A 20,596-nucleotide genomic window follows, 5' to 3' on the forward strand; every position below is an offset into this window, starting at 1 on the left:
GTGAACCGGAGCCCGTCCGGAGCGTGAACCCGGGTCGTCCGGCACCCGACCCCGTGGCCCTGCGGAGGCCTTCACCCGCAGGGCCACGTACCATGGGGTGAGGCCGTGGCGTGTCCAGCCCGGCAGGGCCCGCGCATCAGAAGACGTCCGCGCAGGGCAATCCTCATACTCCGGGAGTACGCCGCACCATGGCTGTGACTGCAACGCGTCACGACATCCGCAACGTCGCCATCGTCGCCCACGTCGACCACGGCAAGACCACCATCGTCGACGGCATGCTGAAGCAGGCCGGCGCGTTCGCCGCTCACCAGCTCGACCAGGTCGACGACCGGGTCATGGACTCGAACGACCTGGAGCGTGAGAAGGGCATCACGATCCTCGCCAAGAACACGGCGGTGAAGTACCACCCGAAGGCCGGCGGGGACCCGATCACCATCAACATCATCGACACCCCCGGCCACGCCGACTTCGGTGGTGAGGTCGAGCGCGGTCTGTCGATGGTCGACGGCGTGGTGCTCCTCGTCGACGCCTCCGAGGGCCCGCTGCCGCAGACCCGCTTCGTGCTGCGCAAGGCCCTCCAGCAGCGCCTGCCCGTCATCCTCTGCATCAACAAGACGGACCGCCCGGACTCCCGGATCGACGAGGTCGTCAACGAGACGTACGACCTGTTCCTGGACCTGGACGCGGACGAGGACCAGATCGAGTTCCCGATCGTCTACGCCTGCGGCCGTGACGGCGTCGCCTCGCTGACCAAGCCGGACGACGGCACGGTCCCGGCCGACAGCGACAGCCTGGAGCCCTTCTTCTCCACGATCCTGGAGCACATCCCGGCCCCCACCTACGACGAGGAGGCCCCGCTCCAGGCCCACGTCACCAACCTCGACGCCGACAACTTCCTCGGCCGTATCGCGCTGCTCCGCGTCGAGCAGGGCGAGCTGCGCAAGGGGCAGACGGTCGCCTGGATCAAGCGCGACGGGTCCATCAGCAACGTCCGCATCACCGAGCTGATGATGACCGAGGCGCTCACCCGCAAGCCCGCCGAGAAGGCCGGCCCGGGTGACATCTGCGCCGTCGCCGGCATCCCCGACATCATGATCGGCGAGACGCTGGCCGACACCGAGAACCCGGTTCCGCTGCCGCTGATCACGGTGGACGAGCCCGCGATCTCGATGACGATCGGGACGAACACCTCGCCGCTGGTCGGCCGGGGCGGCACCGGCAAGGGCGCCGACGCGAAGGCGGCCGTCAAGGACCGCAAGGTCACCGCCCGCCAGGTCAAGGACCGCCTGGACCGCGAGCTGATCGGCAACGTCTCACTGCGGGTGCTGGACACCGAGCGCCCGGACGCCTGGGAGGTCCAGGGCCGTGGTGAGCTGGCGCTCGCCATCCTGGTCGAGCAGATGCGCCGCGAGGGCTACGAGCTGACCGTCGGCAAGCCGCAGGTCGTCACCAGGGACGTCGACGGCAAGACCTACGAGCCGGTCGAGCGCATGACGATCGACGTGCCCGAGGAGCACATGGGCGCCGTCACGCAGCTCATGGGTGTCCGCAAGGGCCGGATGGACAACATGTCCAACCACGGCTCGGGCTGGGTCCGCATGGAGTTCGTCGTGCCGTCCCGCGGTCTCATCGGGTTCCGGACCGAGTTCCTCACCCAGACCCGCGGCACGGGCATCGGCCACTCCATCCACGAGGGCTTCGAGCCCTGGTTCGGCGCCCTGACGACCCGCAACAACGGCTCCCTGGTCGCCGACCGCTCCGGCGCCGTCACCGCCTTCGCGATGACGAACCTGCAGGAGCGCGGCGTGCTCTTCACCGAGCCGGGCACCGAGGTGTACGAGGGCATGATCGTCGGTGAGAACTCGCGCTCCGACGACATGGACGTGAACATCACCAAGGAGAAGAAGCTCACGAACATGCGGTCCTCGTCGGCCGACTCGTTCGAGGCGATCGTGCCGCCGCGCAAGCTCTCCCTGGAGCAGTCCCTGGAGTTCTGCCGCGACGACGAGTGCGTCGAGGTGACCCCGGAGGCGGTTCGCATCCGCAAGGTGAACCTGGACGCCCGCGAGCGCGCCCGCGCCGCGAGCCGCGCCAAGCACGGCTGACGCCGGCGCCCGAAGCCCGCAGAACCCGGTCCTCCGCCGTCAGGAGGGCCGGGCTTTCGGCGTGTATGTCCGGACGCCGCACGGGTAGCGACTCCGTGACCGGTTCGCCCGGACAGCCGCCGGTACCGAGTGTTCGGATACCGGGGACAAGCGCGTCAAGTTTCGGACATGTAACGAAAAAAAAGTAACGACCTGTCCGATTTGCCGAGAACCCTTTGGTTGTGTCAAGCGCGCACAGGTGTCGATCTCTGCAATTTTTGCTCAAAATAATGACGGTAGGGAGATCCCTATGTCTTCCGCCCTTGACGCGCGTTGAACGCATTGGCGAAAGTTCCCCCAAACCGCAGAACTCTCCGGTATCTGCGCTGCGCTCAGCTCTCCAACCCCCCGGGGGAAGAACTCACATGTCCAGTCCTGCCAAGGCTGAAGGCTCCGGGCCGTCGGTTGCCCTGGAGCCCGAACTCGAGCCGGCTCCTGTGCCCGCCAAGGGCGAGACCAAGCTCGAGGGTCGCTCTCCCGGCCAGTTGATGTGGCAGCGCTTCAAGCGTGACCGTACCGGTGTCATCTGTGCGGTGATAGTGATTTTGTACTTCGTCATCGGTCTGGCCGCGCCGCTGCTGACGAAGCTCAGCGGGACGGACCCGTACACGCTGTACGGCCAGGACCCGACCTACCAGGACTCCCCCGTCCTCGACGAGTTCGGTCTGCCGCTCGGTTACTTCGGCGGTCTGTCCGGGTCGCACTGGTTCGGCGTCGAGCCGCAGTACGGCCGCGACGTGTTCGCGATGCTGGTGTACGGCATGCGCACCTCGCTGTACATGGCGGTGGGCATCACGGTCCTGATGATGGTGACCGGAATCGTCCTCGGTCTGATCGGCGGCTACTTCGGCGGCAAGACCGACTACTGGATCGGCCGCGTCACCGACTTCTTCCTCGCCTTCCCGCAGCAGCTGTTCTTCATCGCCTTCATGCCCGTGGTGACCGCGTTCTTCGTGGACCCGCGCGAGTCGACGCCCACGTACCTCCGTGCCGTCGCGATGCTGATCGTGCTCTGGCTCCTCGGCTGGATGGGCATGGCGCGCCTGGTGCGCTCGACCGTGCTGTCCCTGCGCGAGCGGGAGTTCGTGGAGGCCGCCAAGGTCTCCGGCGCCTCGCCCTGGCGGATCGTCCGCAAGGAGATCCTTCCGAACGTGGTGACGCCCATCCTGGTGCAGTTCACGTACACGCTGCCCAGCACCATCCTCACCATCGCGTTCCTGTCCTTCGCCGGTGTCGGCTTCGTCGAGCCGACCCCGGACTGGGGGAAGCTGTTCGCCAACGGTGCCAAGTACACCGAGCAGGACCCGGCGTTCCTCTTCTTCCCCGGTCTCGCCTTGGTGATCTTCGTCCTTGCCTTCAACCTCCTCGGAGACTCGGTACGGGACGCGTTCGACCCCAAGTCCGGGCGGTAGATCGTCCACTTGTGGGGGGATCACTGCCACCCCCGGAGTCGGCCTACCAGCCGCGTAAGGCAGTACTCAGGAATATCAAACCGACAGGTAGGTGCATTCGCCTCATGAAGTCGTTCAGCTCGCGCAGAGCGCAGGCCATCGTCGTCGCGATAGCGGCCGGCTCCCTCGTGCTCACCGGGTGCTCCGAGAACAAGGGGGGCAACACCGGGCAGGACTCGAAGAAGGACCAGCAGCAGGCCTCGGTCCAGTCCAAGGCGGTCACCTACGCCGACGCCGCCGGCTCGACCGGTCCGGCCGAGGATGTCCCCGGTGCCCAGAGCGGCGGCACCATCACGGTCTACCAGGAGGCGGGCCTCTCGCACCTGGACCCGGGCCAGATCTACGTCTCCGACGCCGGTCAGGTCGCCAACCTGCTGTTCCGTCGCCTGACCCAGTTCAAGGAGGACGGCAAGGGCGGCGTCTCGGTCGTGGGTGACCTCGCGACCGACGCGGGCAAGATGTCCGACGGCGGCAAGACCTGGACGTTCACCCTCAAGGACGGCATCAAGGACTCCAAGGGCAACGCCATCACCTCCGGCGACGTCCGCCACACCGTCGAGCGCCAGTTCGCCAAGTTCATCTTCGACGGCCCGCCTTACCTGCACGACTGGCTGGCCGGCAAGAAGTACACGGGCAAGTACCGTGAGCTGCTGCCCGGCGGCGGCTTCGACGGCAAGCACCTGCCGAAGTCCGTCCTGGACACCCCGGACGACAAGACCGTCGTCTTCCACTTCGACCAGGCCCGCCCGGACCTGCCGCAGACGCTGGCCATGGCCGGCTACGCGATCGTCCCCAAGAAGGACGACACGAAGGAGAAGTACGACACGGCCCCGGTCGCCACCGGCCCGTACAAGATCCAGTCGTACAAGAACGGCAAGTCCCTGGTGCTCGTCAAGAACACCAACTGGGACCCGAAGACCGACTCCGTGCGTCACCAGTACGTCGACGGCTGGAACTTCCAGTTCGGCGTGACCGAGTCGACCCAGACCAAGCGTCTGATCGCCGACCAGGGCAACGACAAGAACGCCATCCAGCTCACCGGCGGTGTCGAGGCCACGCAGATCCAGGACGTCATCAAGAACCCGGCCGTCAGCAAGCGCACGGTCAAGGGCTACCAGCCCTACGTGATGCAGCTGTCGTTCAACCTGGACCGCGTGAAGAACCTGAAGGTCCGCCAGGCCATCACCTACGCCGTCAACTCGAAGTCGCTCATCGCCGGTGAGGGCGGTGTCTACGGCGGTGACGTGGCCCCGAACTACTTCGCCCCGACCCTGCCGGGCTACGAGGCCAAGTACGACCCCTACGGCCGTCTGAAGACGCCGCAGGGCAACCTCGAGAAGGCCAAGGAGCTCCTCAAGGGCGTCCCGGCGGCCGAGAAGAAGGTCGTCTTCGCCTACGGCAACAGCGAGAACGGCCAGAAGCGCAAGGTCGCCATCGAGGACGCGCTCTCCAAGGTCGGCTTCAACGTCGTCTCCAAGGAGGTCGACGCCGCGAGCTACTACGAGCAGATCGGCAAGCTCGACAACCCGTACGACATGTACGTCACGGGCTGGGGCCAGGACTGGCCGAGCGCCTCGACCGTCATCACCCCGGTCTACGACGGCACGCAGGTCGCGGACGGTTCGCCGAACTACTCGCACGTCAAGGACGCGAAGCTCGACGGCCTCATCCAGAAGGCTCTGTCCCAGAAGCCGACCGAGGCCGCGGCCACGTGGAAGGAAGCCCAGCACTACATGCTGGAGAAGCTCGTCCCGGCTGCTCCGCTGTGGTACACCAAGCAGTTCCAGCTCTCGGGCTCGAACGTGGGCGGCGCCCGCTACGGATCGGTGTCGAGCCTCATCGACATCAACCAGCTGTACCTGAAGAAGTCGTAACTCTCTACGGCTGAACGCGGGGACGCGCACCAGGCGGAGCGCGTCCCCGCACCTCCGTGAACCCCCCCTTTCGTCTCCGCAGAGAGCAGCCCTCCCGCCATGCTTCAGTTCATCCTCCGGCGCACGGTCGGCGCCGTCGTCACTCTGTTCCTCATCGGTGCCGTCACGTTCTTCCTGTTCGTAGCCGCGCCCTCCGACTACGCCTCCCTGGCCTGTGGCAAGGACTGCTCTCCTCAGCGGCTGGAGGACATCCGCCAGGCCCTCGGTCTCAACCTGCCCATCACCCAGCAGTTCTGGGACTTCATGTCCGCCATCTTCGTCGGCCGTGACTTCCCGACCGGTCACTGCAGCGCTCCGTGCCTCGGCCAGTCGTTCTACTCGGGCGAGATGGTCTGGTCGACGATCATGGACCGTTTCCCGACGACGCTGACGCTCACCGCAGGCGGCGCGGTCGTCTTCCTCGTGGTCGGTGTGGGAGCCGGCATGGTCGCCGCGTACAAGCGCGGCTCCGTGGTCGACAAGGTCGCCACCGGCGCCTCGATGGTGCTCAGCTCGTTCCAGATCTACCTCCTCGGCCCGATCGCCCTGTGGATCTTCGTCTACAGCACCGGCTGGATGGAGAACCCCGCGTACGTCCCCATCACGCAGGACCCCTGGGGCTGGTTCGTCGGCATGCTGCTGCCGACGCTGGTGATGGCCACGATCTTCACCGCGCAGTACACCCGTATGGCGCGCTCCTCGATGATCGAGCAGCTCGCCGAGGAGCACGTGCGCACCGCCCGCGCCAAGGGCATGTCGCGCAAGTACGTCTTCTTCCGCTACGCCTGGCGTGGCGCGCTCATCCCGATCGTCACCGTCCTCGGCATCGACCTGAGCAGCATGCTCGGCGGTGCCGTCGTCACCGAGCTGACCTTCTCCCTGCAGGGCATCGGTCGCCTGGCCGTGGACGGCGCGATCCACAAGGACCTTCCCATGACCATGGGCGTCATGCTGTTCGGTGCCTTCTTCATCCTGATCTTCAACATCGTCACCGACATCGCGTACGCCTGGATCGACCCGCGCGTCCGGCTCTCCTAGGAAGAACGAACCACCGTGACCACACTGACCAAGACCGAGGACGCGTCGGCCCCGACCGGTCCGGAGAGCTTCCTCTCGGTGCGCGATCTGAAGGTGCAGTTCTCCACCGAGGACGGCATCGTCAAGGCGGTCGACGGCCTCTCCTTCGACGTCGAGCGCGGCAAGACCCTGGGCATCGTCGGCGAGTCCGGCTCCGGCAAGTCCGTCACCAACCTGACGATCCTGGGCCTGCACAACCCGCGGACCTCCACCGTCGACGGTGAGATCGTCCTCGACGGCAAGGAACTCGTCACCGCCGGCGAGCGGGAGCTCGAGCGGCTCCGCGGCAACAAGATGGCGATGATCTTCCAGGACCCGCTGACCGCGCTGTCGCCGTTCTACACGGTGGGCCGCCAGCTGTCCGAGCCGTACATGAAGCACCGCGGCGCCTCCCGGAAGGAGGCCAAGGACCGGGCCATCCAGATGCTGGAGAAGGTCGGCATCCCGCAGCCCAAGGTCCGCTTCGACGACTACCCGCACCAGTTCTCCGGCGGTATGCGCCAGCGCGCGATGATCGCCATGGCGCTGATGTGCGACCCCGAGCTGCTGATCGCCGACGAGCCGACCACCGCGCTCGACGTGACGGTGCAGGCGCAGATCCTCGACCTGCTCAAGGACCTCCAGCAGGAGTTCGGCTCCGCGATCATCTTCATCACCCACGACCTCGGCGTCATCTCCCACATGGCGGACGACCTGCTGGTGATGTACGCGGGCCGGGCCGTGGAGCGCGGCAGCGTCCGCGAGGTGCTGCACGAGCCGAAGCACCCCTACACCTGGGGCCTGCTCAGCTCGATGCCGCGCCTGGACAGCGACCTCGACCAGCACCTGACGCCGATCCCCGGCAGCCCGCCCTCGCTGCTCAACCCGCCCGCCGGGTGCCGCTTCCACCCGCGCTGCGCGTTCAAGGAAGAGGTGCCGGGCAACCTCTGCTCGGAGGTGCGGCCGCCGCTGGGCGAGGGTCGCGCGGCCGCGTGCCACCTCACGGCCGAGCAGAAGCAGACCATCTTCATCGACAAGATCCAGCCCCGGCTGCGCTAGGGAGAACTGAGACATGAGCGACAACCTCACCCTCCCCGCACAGCAGGACACCTCCGGCACGCCGGCGGAGACGCTGCTCGAGGTCAAGGGCCTCACGAAGCACTTCCCGATCTACGGCGGCTTCCCGATCAAGCGGCGGGTCGGCGCGGTGCAGGCCGTCGACGGCATCGACCTCACGGTCGGCGTCGGCGAGAGCGTCGGCCTGGTCGGCGAGTCGGGCTGCGGCAAGTCGACCACGGGCCGGCTCATCACCCGGCTGCTGGAGCCGACCGCCGGCTCGATCACCTACGCGGGGCAGGACATCACGCACGCCTCGCGCCGGCAGATCGCGCCCGTGCGGTCCGAGATCCAGATGATCTTCCAGGACCCGTACTCCTCGCTGAACCCGCGGCAGACCGTCGGCTCGATCATCAAGTCGCCGATGGAGGTCAACGGGATCGAGCCGGAGGGCGGCCGGGAGAAGAAGGTCCGGGAGCTGCTGGAGCTCGTCGGCCTGAACCCGGAGCACTACAACCGCTTCCCGCACGAGTTCTCCGGCGGTCAGCGTCAGCGCATCGGCGTCGCCCGCGCGCTGGCCCTGAACCCGAAGCTGATCGTGGCGGACGAGCCGGTCTCCGCGCTCGACGTCTCCATCCAGGCGCAGGTGGTGAACCTGCTCCAGGAGGTCCAGCGGGAACTGGGCATCGCCTTCCTGTTCATCGCCCACGACCTCGCCGTGGTGCGGCACTTCTCGCAGCGCGTCGCGGTGATGTACCTCGGCAAGATCGTCGAGGTCGGTGACCGCGAGTCGATCTACAACAGGCCGCGTCACCCCTACACGCACGCCCTGCTGTCGGCCGTGCCGGAGGTCGGCGTCGACGAGGAGACCGCGGACCGGGAGCGCATCCGGCTCTCCGGCGACGTCCCCTCGCCGATCCACCCGCCGTCCGGCTGCCGCTTCCGCACCCGGTGCTGGAAGGCGCAGGACAAGTGCGCGACGGAGGAGCCGCCGCTGGTGCAGCTCTCCGGCAACCGTGACGGCCACCTGACGGCCTGCCACTTCCCGGAGGACCCGACGACCGAGGCCCGTGACGAGGACATCGTCATGGACCCGGCGCTGGTGGCGCTGGAGGAGGGCGAGACCCCGGAGGCCTGAGCCGGAGGCGGCCTAGGAAGCCGCCCGGGCCACGGTGATGATCTCGGGGCCGGCGGGGGTCAGTGGCCCCCGCCGCCAGTCCCCGTAGCGCTCGGCGACGGCCAGCCCGGCCTCGCCGAGGAAGCCGTCCAGGGCGTCGGTGCCGAGGAAGCGCAGGGTGCTGCGGCACACCAGCGGCCGGTCCCACCGCGCGCCCGCGTAGGTCTCAGTGAACCCGAGCCGGTCCCCGACGGGGGCCGGCTCGGCGTCGTGCCACACCTTCACGAGGCCCCCGTCCCCGTCGGGGATCTCGTACACCTTCTCCGGCGTCCAGCGCTCCCAGGCGCGGGCCGCCGGATTCCGCGTCTCGAAGACGAACCGGCCGCCGTCGGCGAGCGCCCGCCGGACCCCGCGCAGACAGCCGCGCACGTCCTCGTCGCCGAGCAGCTCCTGGAAGGCGTGACCGGTCATCACGACCAGGTCGAACGCCCCCTCGCAGCGGTGCGTCGCGAAGTCCCCGAGCACCCATTCGACCGCCGGCTCGGCCCGCCGTGCCTGTACGAGCATGGCGGCGGCCGGATCCAGGCCGGTGAGCCGTCCCTGGTGGCCCGCGTCCCGGGCGGCGCGCAGCAGCCGGCCGGTCCCGCAGCCGACGTCCAGGACCGTCTCCGCCTCCATGACGAGCCCGAGGTAGAAGTCGTCGGAGGGTCCCCAGGCGTTCAACTTGTCGTACAGCGAGGCGAGTTCCATGTCGGCGAATACGCGATCGACCATGCCGTGAGTCTGCCTGCTGATCCCTCGATCAGTAAGGGGATCGGGAAATCCACCGCGAGGCATGAGTTTTATATGCCTTTTCCTGTGATATGTCTGATTATGTATCAGGAGGAGGTGCCGATGCGCGGAGCCGGGCACGCCCGACGGGTCGCGGGCGCGGTGGTGCTGGCCCTCGCCGCCGCGACGGCATGCGGAAGCGGCGCCGGCGGCGCGGGCGGCGCCGGAGTGCTGTCCTCCTCCTGGGGCGACCCGCAGAACCCGCTGGAGCCGGCCAACACCAACGAGGTGCAGGGCGGCAAGGTGCTCGACATGATCTTCCGGGGCCTGAAGCGGTACGACTCCAGGACCGGCCAGGCGAAGGACATGCTCGCCGAGAGCATCGAGACCACGGACTCCACGAACTTCCGCGTCAGGGTCAGGGACGGCTGGACCTTCTCCAACGGGGAGAAGGTGACCGCCAGATCCTTCGTGGACGCCTGGAACTACGGGGCGAGCCTGCGCCACAACCAGAAGAACGCGTATTTCTTCGGCTACATCGAGGGCTACGACAAGGTCCACCCCGACAGCGGCAAGCAGACCGCGGACACCCTGTCGGGGCTCCGGGTCACCGGCCCCCTGACCTTCACGGTCAGGCTCAACCAGAAGTTCTCCAGCTTCCCCGACACCCTCGGCTACGTCGCCTTCGCGCCGCTCCCGAGGGCGTTCTTCACCGACCACGCGGCCTGGGTGAGCAAGCCGGTCGGCAACGGGCCGTACCGGGTCCGGTCGTACATCAAGGGCTCCGCGATGGCCCTGGAGAAGTGGGACGCCTACCCGGGCCGGGACCGCGCCCGCAACGAGGGCGTCAGCCTGCTGGTCTACACCGACAACAACACCGCGTACACCGACGTGCTGGCCGGCAACCTCGACCTGGTCGACGACGTGCCCGCCACCCAGCTCAAGAACGTGCGGACCGACCTCGACGGCCGCTACATCAACACCCCGGCCGGCATCCTGCAGACCCTCGCCTTCCCGTTCTACGACCCCAAGTGGAACACCGACGGAGCCCGCAAGGTGCGCACCGGCCTGTCCATGGCGATCAACCGCGCGCAGATCACCCGGACCCTCTTCCGCGGCACCCGCACCCCGGCCACCGACTGGACCTCCCCGGTCCTCGGCGCGAAGGGCGGCTACCAGTCCGGCCTGTGCGGCCACGCCTGCGACTACGACCCCGGCGGCGCCAGGAAGCTGATCCAGGAGGGCGGCGGGATCCCCGGCGGGCGGCTGAAGATCACCTACAACGCGGACTCCGGCTCGCACAAGCAGTGGGTGGACGCCGTGTGCAACTCCATCAACAACGCCCTCGGCGACGACCGGGCCTGCGTCGGCAACCCGATCGGCACCTTCGCCGACTTCCGCAGCCAGATCTCCCGGCACAAGATGCCCGGTCCCTTCCGGGCCGGCTGGCAGATGGACTACCCGTTGATCCAGAACTTCCTGCAGCCGCTGTACTACACGGGAGCCTCGTCCAACGACGGCAGGTGGACGAACAAGCAGTTCGACCGTCTCGTCGACCGGGCCAACGCCGAGACCGACACCGCCCGCTCGGTCGCGCTCTTCCAGCAGGCCGAAGGTGTGGTGCGGGACAACATGGCCGCCATCCCCCTGTGGTACCAGAACGGCAGCGCCGGCTACTCCGCCCGCCTGTCGCACGTCGCGCTCAACCCCTTCAGCGTCCCGGTCTACAACGAGATCAAGGTCGGCTGAGCCGTCATGGGGCGCTATGTCGTGAGGCGGCTGCTGCAGATGGTCCCGGTGTTCATCGGGGCCACGCTGCTGATCTTCCTGATGGTGAACGTCATGGGCGACCCCATCGCCGGCCTGTGCGGCGAGCGGAGCTGCGACCCGGCGACGGCGGCCCAGCTCAGCAAGGAGTTCGGCCTCGACAAGCCCCTGTGGCAGCAGTACCTGATCTACATGGGGAACGTCTTCACCGGGGACTTCGGGACGGCGTTCAACGGCCAGCCGGTCACCGAGCTGATGGCGGCGGCGTTCCCGGTAACCATCCGGCTGACGATCGTCGCGATCCTCTTCGAGATCGTCGTCGGCATCGCCCTGGGCGTGGTCACGGGGCTGCGGCGCGGCCGGCCCGTCGACACCTCGGTGCTCGTCGTCACCCTCGTGGTCATCGCCGTGCCCACCTTCGTCACCGGTCTGCTGCTCCAGTTGCTGCTGGGCGTCGAGTGGGGCTGGATCAAGCCCTCCGTCTCCCCGGCCGCGAGCTTCGACGAGCTGATCGTGCCCGGCCTGGTCCTCGCCTCCGTCTCGCTCGCCTACGTCACCCGGCTGACCCGCACCTCCATCGCCGAGAACAAGCGGGCCGACTACGTGCGCACGGCCGTCGCCAAGGGCCTGCCCCGGCACCGGGTGATCACCCGGCACCTGCTGCGCAACTCCCTGATCCCCGTGGTCACCTTCATCGGTACCGACATCGGCGCGCTGATGGGCGGCGCCATCGTCACCGAGCGGATCTTCAACATCCACGGCGTCGGCTACCAGCTCTACCAGGGCATCCTGCGGCAGAACACCCAGACGGTCGTCGGCTTCGTGACCGTGCTCGTACTGGTCTTCCTGGTCGCCAACCTGCTCGTGGACCTCCTGTACGCCGTACTCGACCCGAGGATCCGCTATGCCTGAACGGCGACGGGAGCAGGACGGTGCGATCGCCGGGACCGGCATGGGAGGCGCCATGGATTTCGCGGCCAGTGAGGCGACGACGCTCGAACGGACCCCGGGCGGCCCCGGACCCGGGGGCACGAAGGACACCGGCAGGCCGCGCTCGCTGTGGTCCGACGCCTGGCGGGACCTGCGCCGCAACCCGGTCTTCCTGGTCTCCGCCCTCGTCATCCTCTTCCTCGTCCTCATCTCCCTCTGGCCGTCCGCCATCGCCCCCGGCAGCCCCCTGAGCTGCGACCTGGCCAAGGCCCAGGACGGCCCCGGCCCCGGCGCCCCCTTCGGGTACGACGGCCAGGGCTGCAACGTCTACACCCGGACCGTGTACGGCGCCCGTACGTCCGTCACGGTCGGCTTCTGCGCCACGCTCGGGGTCGCGCTGCTCGGGTCGGTGCTGGGCGCCCTGGCCGGGTTCTACGGCGGTGTGTGGGACTCGGTGCTCTCCCGGGGCACCGACATCTTCTTCGCCATCCCGGTCGTCCTCGGCGGTCTGGTCCTGCTCTCCGTGGTCACCAGCAACACGGTCTGGCCGGTCATCGGGTTCATGGTGCTGCTGGGCTGGCCGCAGATCTCCCGGATCGCGCGCGGCTCGGTCATCACCGTCCAGCAGAACGACTACATCCAGGCGGCCCGCGCCCTCGGCGCCTCCCACTCCCGGATCCTGCTGCGGCACATCGCCCCGAACGCCGTCGCCCCGGTGATCGTCGTCGCGACCATCGCGCTCGGCACGTACATCGCGCTGGAGGCGACCCTGTCCTACCTCGGGGTCGGCCTCAAGCCGCCCAGTGTCTCCTGGGGCATCGACATCTCCGCCGCCTCGCCCTACGTCCGCAACGCCCCGCACGCGCTGCTGTGGCCCGCGGGTGCCCTCGCCGTCACGGTCCTGGCCTTCATCATGCTCGGCGACGCGGTGCGCGACGCCCTCGACCCGAAGCTGAGGTGACGGACGGCATGCTGCTCGAAGTGCGCGACCTGCACGTGGAGTTCCGTACCCGGGACGGGGTCGCCAAGGCCGTCAACGGGGTGTCGTACGCCGTCGACGCGGGGGAGACCCTGGCGGTGCTCGGCGAGTCGGGCTCGGGGAAGTCGGTGACCGCGCAGGCCGTGATGGGCATCCTCGACATGCCCCCGGGCCGGATCACGGACGGGGAGATCCTCTTCCGGGGCCAGGACCTGCTGCGGCTGAAGGAGGAGGAGCGGCGCGCCGTCCGGGGCTCCGGCATGGCGATGATCTTCCAGGACGCGCTGTCCGCCCTCAACCCCGTGCTCAGCGTGGGCGACCAGCTCGGCGAGATGTTCGTGGTGCACCGGGGCATGTCGAAGAAGGACGCCCGGGCCAGGGCGGTCGAGCTGATGGACCGGGTGCGCATCCCGGCCGCGGCGCAGCGGGTGCGGGACTACCCGCACCAGTTCTCCGGCGGTATGCGCCAGCGCATCATGATCGCCATGGCGCTGGCTCTGGAGCCCGCGCTCATCATCGCCGACGAGCCCACCACCGCCCTGGACGTCACCGTGCAGGCCCAGGTCATGGAGCTGCTGGCCGAGCTGCGGCGCGAGTACCGGATGGGCCTGATCCTGATCACCCACGACCTCGGGGTCGTCGCGGACGTGGCCGACCGCATCGCGGTGATGTACGCGGGACGGATCGTGGAGTCGGCCCCCGTGCACGACATCTACAAGGCGCCCGCGCACCCCTACACCCGCGGCCTGCTGGACTCCATCCCGCGCCTGGACCTGAAGGGCCGGGAGCTGTACGCCATCAAGGGCCTGCCGCCGAGCCTGACGCACATCCCGCCCGGCTGCGCCTTCCACCCCCGCTGCCCGATGGCCCGGGACGTCTGCCGCACCGACGTGCCCCCGCTGTACGCGGTCTCCGAGGAGCGCGGCAGCGCCTGCCACTTCTGGAGGGAGTGCCTGGATGACCGCGACCACTGAGCCCGTCCTGGAGGTCGACGGCCTCGTCAAGCACTACCCGCTGACCCGGGGCATCGTCTTCCGGAAACAGGTCGGCGCGGTCAAGGCGGTCGACGGCGTCGACTTCCACCTGGGCCGGGGCGAGACCCTGGGCATCGTCGGGGAGTCGGGCTGCGGCAAGTCGACGGTCGCGAAGATGCTGTGCAACCTGGAACGGCCGACGGCGGGCTCGATCCGGTTCAAGGGCGAGGACATCACCGGGCTGTCGGGCCGGGCCCTGAAGGCCGTCCGCCGCAACATCCAGATGGTCTTCCAGGACCCGTACACCTCGCTCAACCCCCGTATGACGGTGGGGGACATCATCGGGGAGCCGTACGAGATCCACCCGGAGGCGGCCCCCAAGGGCGAGCGCCGGCGCAAGGTCCGGGAGCTGCTGGACGTCGTGGGTCTCAACCCGGAGCACATCAACCGCTACCCGCACCAGTTCTCCGGCGGACAGCGCCAGCGCATCGGCATCGCGCGGGGCCTGGCGCTGCGCCCAGAGGTGATCGTCGCCGACGAACCGGTCTCCGCCCTGGACGTCTCCGTGCAGGCCCAGGTGATCAACCTGATGGACCGTCTCCAGTCGGAGTTCGACCTCTCCTACGTGTTCATCGCGCACGACCTGTCGATCGTCCGGCACATCTCGGACCGGGTCGGGGTGATGTACCTCGGGCGCATCGTGGAGACCGGCACGGACACCGAGATCTACGACCATCCGACCCACCCCTACACCCAGGCGCTGCTCTCGGCGGTCCCGGTGCCCGACCCGGAGACCAGGAAGGACCGCGAGCGGATCATCCTGTCCGGCGACGTACCGTCGCCCACGGACATCCCCTCCGGCTGCCGCTTCCGCACCCGCTGCTGGAAGGCCCGGGAACGGTGCGCCCGGGAGGTCCCGGCCCTGGCGGTCCCGGCCGTCTTCCGCGACGCACCGGGCCCGGCGGCCCACGACTCGGCCTGCCACTTCGCCGAGACCCTGCCCACGGGCCGCTCCGGGCCCGGCCGGGCGGAGGAGGCGGGCGAGTCCGCGGGCAACGGCAGCGGGCCGGGATGACATGGCGCATCCCGGCCCGCTCACGGCACCCGCACGGCCGTACGCTGTTCAGCCTCGCGCGTGCGTATATCGGCACCGCTTCCGTGAAGTTGCCTGTTTGTTAAGGCAGTTCACGCGGATTCGCCGGGCTGGGGCAGCGAACGGCGGAGGAAGTCGAGCTGCAGGCGCAGCAGGTTCTCCGCGACGTTCTCCTGCGGGGTCATGTGGGTCACCCCGGACAGCGGCAGGACCTCGTGCGGGCGGCCCGCGGCCAGCAGGGCGGAGGACAGGCGCAGGGAGTGGGCGACGACCACGTTGTCGTCCGCCAGGCCGTGGATGACCATCATCGGCCGGTGCGGCTCCGCCGCGTCGACCAGGCCCGCGTCGTCGATCAGCGAGTTGCGGCGGTAGACCTCCGGCTGCTCGTCCGGCAGGCCGAGGTAGCGCTCCTGGTAGTGGGTGTCGTACAGCCGCAGATCGGTGACGGGCGCGCCCACCACCGCGGCGTGGAAGACGTCCGGGCGGCGCAGTACCGCCAGCGCGGCCAGGTAGCCGCCGAAGGACCAGCCCCGGACGGCCACCCGGCCGAGGTCGAGCGGGAAGTCCCGGGCGAGGGCGTGCAGCGCGTCGACCTGGTCCTGGAGCACGACGGCCGCGAGGTCGTCGCGGATCTCCTTCTCCCACGCCGGCGAGCGGCCCGGTGTGCCCCGCCCGTCGGCCACGATCACCGCGTACCCCTGATCGGCGAACCACTGCGAGGTCAGGTGCGCGTTGTGCGCGGCGACCACCCGCTGGCCGTGCGGGCCACCGTAGGGGTCCATGAGCACGGGGAGGGGAGTGTCACCGGGGTAGTCCGTTGGCATAAGCACGGCGCACGGAATTCGGCGTGCGCCCCCCTGGGTGAGCGTCACGCGGGGGGACATACCAGGATTTTCGGCGTACGAGGTGACAGTCGCCGTCCGTTTTCCGTCACGCAGCACCTGGACACGGGTCCCCGGACTGTCCAACGTGGCGGACACCAGGACCGTCACGCCTCCCGCCCGCACCGCCGAGTGCACGCCGGGCTCCTGCGACACGCGCTCCACGCCCAGCTCGTTCACCCGGTACACATGGATCTCGCCGATCTCCGGTGACGCGGCCTCCTCGCCCGCGGACGCCGTGACCAGCACGTCGTCGGCCGTCACATCCAGCACCGAACGGATGTGCAACTGCGGGCCGGTCAAGGGCCGTTCGCCCACCGTCAGTACCCGCGCGCCGCCCTCGTCCGCGATCCGGACAAGCTGTCCGGACGGGCTCCAGCAGGGCACCCCTGCGAACAGTTCCAGCCATGTTGGATCTTCGTCGGCATGCACCATCCGGGTGGCACCGGTGTCCGGGTCCACCGCCAGGAAGAGCTGGCTGCGCTGGTCCCTGGCCTGCACCAGGATCAGCGGCGCCCCCGCGTCCGACCAGTGCACTCGGGCCAGATACGGATAGCGCGCCCGGTCCCACGCGACCTCCGTGCGCCCTCCGTCGAGGCCGAGGACGAACAGGCGTACGTCCGCGTTGGGAGTCCCCGCCGCGGGGTACGCGACGTGGTTCGGGTCACGTTCGGGGTGGGCCGGGTCGGCGATCCACCAGCGCCGCACCGGCGTGTCGTCCACCCGCGCCACCAGCAGCCGGTCCGACCCCGGTGCCCACCAGAAACCCCGGTTGCGGCTCATCTCCTCGGCCGCGATGAACTCCGCGAGCCCGTAGGTCACCTGCTCGCTCTCGGGCTCCGCCAGCGCCCGGTCGCCCTCGCCCTCGGCGCCCGTCACCCGCAGCGCGCCCCGCGCCACGTACGCGATGTGCCGTCCGTCCGGCGACGGGCGCGGGTCGATCACCGGCCCCGGGACCCGGAGTTCGCGTGCCGTACCGGCCCGCAGCTCGGCCGTGAAAAGCCGCCCTGACAAGGCGAAAGCCGCCAACTCCACGTTGACGTCGGTGGCGTGGCCGACGATGCCGGCCCCGCCCTCCCGGCTGCGCTCCCGGCGCGCCCGCTCCTCGGGCGGCAGCTCCTCCGAGGCGCCCTGCAGCAGGGCATCCGGATCGGCGGCCAGGCGTTCCGAGCCGTCCGCCGGGTCCAGGACCCAGAGCGAGTTGGCCCGGTCGGTACCGGAGTTGGAACGCAGGAACGCGACACGCGAACCGTCGGGTGCCACCGCGAACGCGCGCGGCGCGCCGAGCGTGAACCGCTGCGTGCGGGCGTGCCGACGGGGGAAGGAGTGAGCCTCGGTCGTCATACCCCGACCATATTGGCCATGCGCCCCCTTGTGCGGCCGTGCGCCGAGCGATGCGCGAGTACGGATAGTTATGATCACTACCGCTGAGTGGGTATGAACCCGCTGGCGTCCGCATGGACTTGCCGTACAGATCGACGCCCGGCATACGACCGGGTCACAACCCCCATAGTCCGAACCCCCGCGTCCCTGGGATTTTTGGAGGTGAGCCGCCGTGGCACTCTCGATTTCGGCGGTGGTGCTGCTGGCGATCGTCGTCTTCTTGCTGATCAAGAAGTCGGGACTGAAGGGCGGTCATGCGGTCGTCTGCATGCTGCTCGGGTTCTACCTCGCCTCCTCCACCGTGGCCCCCACGATCAGCGAGCTGACGACCAACGTCGCCAGCATGATCGGCAGCATCAAGTTCTGAGGGCTGCCGACGCCGGACAGCGGCGGCAGCCGGGTCAGCCCTCGACCGCGTACGGCACGAAGCGGGACCACGCGGCGGGGGCGAAGGTGAGGCGCGGCCCCTCGACGTCCTTCGAGTCACGGACGTGCACGGTGCGGGGGGCTGTCGCGATCTCGACGCAGGAGTCGCCGTCGGGGCCGTCGCTGTAGCTGCTCTTGAACCACACCAGTTCGGCGTCGCCGGTAGTGGACTTGCGGATCATGTCGCTCCCAGCAGTTGCTCGATGAGGGCCAGTGACTCCCCGGGTGGAAGAGCCTGGGCTCTGACGGTGCCGTAGCGCAGTTCGAGGATGCGCAGCTCCCTCAGGCTCGAGACCGGCCGCCCGTTGAACATGCCGTCCCCGCGTCCCACCGCCGTGCCGTCCTCGAACTTCAGCAACTCGATCCTGCCGCTCATGCCGGGGTGCGGTGTGCTGTCCAACGGCATCACCTGAAATGTGACGTTGTTCAGCCGCCCCACGTTCAGCAGGCGTTCGAACTGCTGTCGCCGCACCATTGTGCAACCAACCCTGCGGCGCAGTGTCGCCTCCTCCAGGACGAAGCCGAGGGCAGGGGCGGGCGACCGCTCGAAAATGGACTGCCTGGCCATGCGGGCGGCCACCCGTCGTTCCAGATCCTCCGGTGAGTAGGCGGGGAGCCAGCTCTCCAGCAACGCCCGCGCGTGCTCCGGTGTCTGCAGCAGGCCAGGAATGCTGCTGCACACGTACACCCCGATCTCGACGGCTTTGTCCTCCATCTCCGCCAGATCCCGCACCTTCTTCGGATACCGGACCTTCTTCACGTCCTCCTTCATCGCCGCGATGAGGCCCCCGGCGTCCAGCACCCCGTCCGCCGTGTCCAGGAACTCGGGCCGGGGGATCCGCTTGCCGGCCTCGATCTTGTAGACGAGGTCCTCGCCGTAGCCGACCGCCGCCGCGAACTCACCGGCCCGCATCCCGGCCGCCTCCCGGCGGAGCCGCAACTGCCTGCCCACGGTGGCCACCACGGCGAGCGCCCAGTCGTCGTCCGGATCCACCTCCCACCCGGGCTCATCGGCCTGCGCCGCCCCGGTCCGGACCCGCACCGCCTCACCGTCCACCGACATCCGCGTCCCTCCGTAGTTCCCAGTGACCCTGCGCGACAGTGCGATCACTCATCAAGGGTGGGGCGCCCGGGCGTCCCAGGGTGCGTGAATCGGGAAAATCGGGAGATCGCCGATGGGAGAGCCCGGTTCCGGACGCCGCCGCACGGCGCCTCGTAGGGTGGTCCCATGACGGAACTGCCCGACCGGCGTCTGCTGCTGGTGCACGCGCACCCGGACGACGAGTCGATCAACAACGGCGCGACCATGGCCAGGTACGCGGCCGAGGGCGCACATGTGACCCTGGTCACCTGCACCCTCGGTGAGCGGGGCGAGGTCATCCCGCCCGAGCTGCGGCATCTGACCGGTGCCGCGCTGGGCGCGCACCGCCGCGGCGAGCTGGCCGCAGCCCTCGGCGAGCTGGGCGTGACGGACTTCCGGCTGCTCGGCGGCGCCGGCCGCTACGGCGACTCCGGGATGATGGGCACCCCCGACAACGAGGACCCCGGCTGCTTCTGGCAGGCCGACCTGGACACCGCCGCCGGGTCGCTCGTCGAGGTGATCCTGGAGATCCGCCCGCAGGTCCTGGTCACCTACGACGACGACGGCGGCTACGGTCACCCGGACCACATCCAGGCCCACCGCGTCGCCATGCGCGCCGTCGAACTGGCGGCCGAACAGGGTCACCGGATCGAGAAGGTCTACTGGAACCGCGTCCCGCGCTCCGTCGCCGAGGCCGCCTTCGCCCGCCTCCAGGACGAGCTGCCCGCGCTGCCGTTCGCCAAGAGCGCCTCCCTGGACGACATGCCCGGAGTGGTCGACGACGAGCGGATCACCACCACCGTCGACGGCACCGCCCACGCCTCGGCCAAGGCCGCCGCGATGCGCGCCCACGCCACCCAGATCGAGGTGGCCGAGCCCTGCTTCGCGCTGTCCAACGAGCTGGCGCAGCCACTGTTCACCACCGAGTACTACGAGTTGGTGCGCGGTACCGCCGGGCCCGGGGAGACCGACCTGTTCGCCGGTGTCACCGGCGACGCCGAGGAGGCGTCATGAGCACCGCCGGACGCGGATCCGCGCTGGCCCAGCCGTTGCGGCGCCCCTCGGCCGGGCGGATGGCCGCCTACGCCGGGCTGTTCGTGCTCGGTGCGGTCGTCGCCCTCGCCGGGGCCCTGGTCCAGGGTGCCTGGTTCCCCGGGGGCCTGCTGCTCGCCCTCGCGGGCGCGGCCGGGCTGTTCCTCGGCGGCGCCTACGTGCTGCGTGGCCGGGGCGGGGCGGTGGCGCCGGTGGCCGGCTGGATCATCGCCGTCATCCTGCTCACCGCCAGCCGTCCGGAGGGCGACTTCCTGTTCAGCGCCGGACTGGGCTCCTACCTCTTCCTGTTCGGCGGCATGGCGGTGGCTGTGATCTGCGCCACCCTTGGCCCGGGGCGGCAACCCGGCGGCGACGCTGCCCGACTTGGCAAGTGACGTACCACTTCGCCGTACGGCGCACGTGCGAGTCCGGTGTGCATTTCCTCAGCGGTCATGGGATACGCGCCAGAAGTGGCCAGTATGGTGGTGCGCGCCGCCGAACTGCCCGCTGAGGTCGTAACGGGCGGTGGAGCCAACCGGGAG

The 20,596-nt window shown here is 69.2% G+C and carries 18 protein-coding genes; 14 read left to right on the plus strand and 4 right to left on the minus strand.

Annotated elements, in window-relative coordinates; all coding sequences use genetic code 11:
- The first annotated feature begins 188 nt into the window (after nt 1–188).
- The 6 genes from typA to AB0924_RS08875 all read left to right on the plus strand — a co-directional run bounded on the left by typA (nt 189) and on the right by AB0924_RS08875 (nt 8,758).
- Nucleotides 189–2,105: a translational GTPase TypA gene (gene typA, locus AB0924_RS08850; RefSeq protein WP_358927452.1), complete on the plus strand. Its 1,917-nt coding sequence runs from the start codon at nt 189–191 to the stop codon at nt 2,103–2,105.
- A gap of 404 nt (nt 2,106–2,509) precedes the next feature.
- Nucleotides 2,510–3,556: an ABC transporter permease gene (locus AB0924_RS08855; RefSeq protein ID WP_358927453.1), complete on the plus strand. Its 1,047-nt coding sequence runs from the start codon at nt 2,510–2,512 to the stop codon at nt 3,554–3,556.
- A gap of 104 nt (nt 3,557–3,660) precedes the next feature.
- Nucleotides 3,661–5,469, plus strand: a complete 1,809-nt coding sequence (locus AB0924_RS08860; protein ID WP_358927454.1) for an ABC transporter substrate-binding protein — start codon at nt 3,661–3,663, stop codon at nt 5,467–5,469.
- 99 nt (nt 5,470–5,568) lie between these two features.
- Complete coding sequence (locus AB0924_RS08865; protein WP_358927455.1) at nt 5,569–6,546, plus strand: ABC transporter permease; 978 nt, start codon at nt 5,569–5,571, stop codon at nt 6,544–6,546.
- Between the two features lie 15 nt (nt 6,547–6,561).
- Nucleotides 6,562–7,623, plus strand: a complete 1,062-nt coding sequence (locus tag AB0924_RS08870) for an ABC transporter ATP-binding protein (RefSeq protein ID WP_358927456.1) — start codon at nt 6,562–6,564, stop codon at nt 7,621–7,623.
- Nucleotides 7,624–7,636: 13 nt separating this feature from the next.
- Nucleotides 7,637–8,758: a dipeptide ABC transporter ATP-binding protein gene (locus AB0924_RS08875; protein ID WP_358927457.1), complete on the plus strand. Its 1,122-nt coding sequence runs from the start codon at nt 7,637–7,639 to the stop codon at nt 8,756–8,758.
- A gap of 12 nt (nt 8,759–8,770) precedes the next feature.
- Here AB0924_RS08875 and AB0924_RS08880 read toward each other — a convergent pair whose 3' ends face one another.
- Nucleotides 8,771–9,511: a class I SAM-dependent methyltransferase gene (locus AB0924_RS08880; RefSeq protein ID WP_366911020.1), complete on the minus strand. Its 741-nt coding sequence runs from the start codon at nt 9,509–9,511 to the stop codon at nt 8,771–8,773.
- A 120-nt stretch (nt 9,512–9,631) separates the two neighbouring features.
- Between AB0924_RS08880 and AB0924_RS08885 the strand changes: the two genes are divergently transcribed.
- Genes AB0924_RS08885 through AB0924_RS08905 form a run of 5 tightly spaced genes read left to right on the plus strand, consistent with a single transcriptional unit; the run spans nt 9,632 to nt 15,233 of the window.
- A complete protein-coding gene (locus AB0924_RS08885; protein WP_358927459.1) occupies nt 9,632–11,257 on the plus strand; it encodes an ABC transporter substrate-binding protein in 1,626 nt (541 codons plus the stop codon).
- Nucleotides 11,258–11,263: 6 nt separating this feature from the next.
- A complete protein-coding gene (locus AB0924_RS08890; protein WP_358927460.1) occupies nt 11,264–12,187 on the plus strand; it encodes an ABC transporter permease in 924 nt (307 codons plus the stop codon).
- Nucleotides 12,180–13,166, plus strand: coding sequence for an ABC transporter permease (locus tag AB0924_RS08895; RefSeq protein ID WP_358927461.1), 987 nt, complete (start codon nt 12,180–12,182; stop codon nt 13,164–13,166). The genes AB0924_RS08890 and AB0924_RS08895 overlap by 8 nt, the downstream gene beginning before the upstream one ends.
- An 8-nt stretch (nt 13,167–13,174) precedes the next feature.
- Nucleotides 13,175–14,158, plus strand: coding sequence for an ABC transporter ATP-binding protein (locus AB0924_RS08900; RefSeq protein WP_366911021.1), 984 nt, complete (start codon nt 13,175–13,177; stop codon nt 14,156–14,158).
- A complete protein-coding gene (locus AB0924_RS08905) occupies nt 14,142–15,233 on the plus strand; it encodes a dipeptide ABC transporter ATP-binding protein (RefSeq protein ID WP_366911022.1) in 1,092 nt (363 codons plus the stop codon). The genes AB0924_RS08900 and AB0924_RS08905 overlap by 17 nt, the downstream gene beginning before the upstream one ends.
- 110 nt (nt 15,234–15,343) lie before the next feature.
- On the opposite strand, the gene AB0924_RS08910 is transcribed toward AB0924_RS08905, so the two are convergent.
- The gene (locus AB0924_RS08910) at nt 15,344–17,476 is read right to left on the minus strand and encodes a prolyl oligopeptidase family serine peptidase (RefSeq protein ID WP_366911023.1); all 2,133 of its coding nucleotides are present in this window, start codon (nt 17,474–17,476) and stop codon (nt 15,344–15,346) included.
- A gap of 211 nt (nt 17,477–17,687) precedes the next feature.
- On the opposite strand from AB0924_RS08910, the gene AB0924_RS08915 reads away from it, so the two are divergent.
- Nucleotides 17,688–17,882 carry a hypothetical protein gene (locus tag AB0924_RS08915; protein WP_358927465.1) on the plus strand — a complete coding sequence of 65 codons (195 nt, stop codon included), beginning with the start codon at nt 17,688–17,690 and terminating at the stop codon, nt 17,880–17,882.
- Nucleotides 17,883–17,916: 34 nt separating this feature from the next.
- Here the strand turns inward: AB0924_RS08915 and AB0924_RS08920 are convergent, their stop codons facing one another.
- A complete protein-coding gene (locus AB0924_RS08920; protein ID WP_366911024.1) occupies nt 17,917–18,123 on the minus strand; it encodes a DUF397 domain-containing protein in 207 nt (68 codons plus the stop codon).
- A complete protein-coding gene (locus AB0924_RS08925) occupies nt 18,120–19,004 on the minus strand; it encodes a helix-turn-helix transcriptional regulator (protein ID WP_366911025.1) in 885 nt (294 codons plus the stop codon). Before AB0924_RS08925 ends, AB0924_RS08920 begins: the two co-directional genes overlap by 4 nt.
- 165 nt (nt 19,005–19,169) lie before the next feature.
- Here AB0924_RS08925 and mshB point away from each other — a divergent pair, with 165 nt between their 5' ends.
- Together mshB and AB0924_RS08935 are read left to right on the plus strand one after the other, a co-directional pair.
- Entirely contained in the window at nt 19,170–20,036 is an 867-nt protein-coding gene (gene mshB / locus AB0924_RS08930; protein WP_366911026.1) for an N-acetyl-1-D-myo-inositol-2-amino-2-deoxy-alpha-D-glucopyranoside deacetylase, read from the plus strand.
- Nucleotides 20,033–20,449, plus strand: a complete 417-nt coding sequence (locus tag AB0924_RS08935) for a DUF6113 family protein (protein WP_358927469.1) — start codon at nt 20,033–20,035, stop codon at nt 20,447–20,449. The genes mshB and AB0924_RS08935 overlap by 4 nt, the downstream gene beginning before the upstream one ends.
- The last annotated feature ends 147 nt before the right edge of the window (nt 20,450–20,596 follow it).

This window comes from Streptomyces sp. NPDC047869 (assembly GCF_040704065.1).
GTDB lineage: Bacteria > Actinomycetota > Actinomycetes > Streptomycetales > Streptomycetaceae > Streptomyces.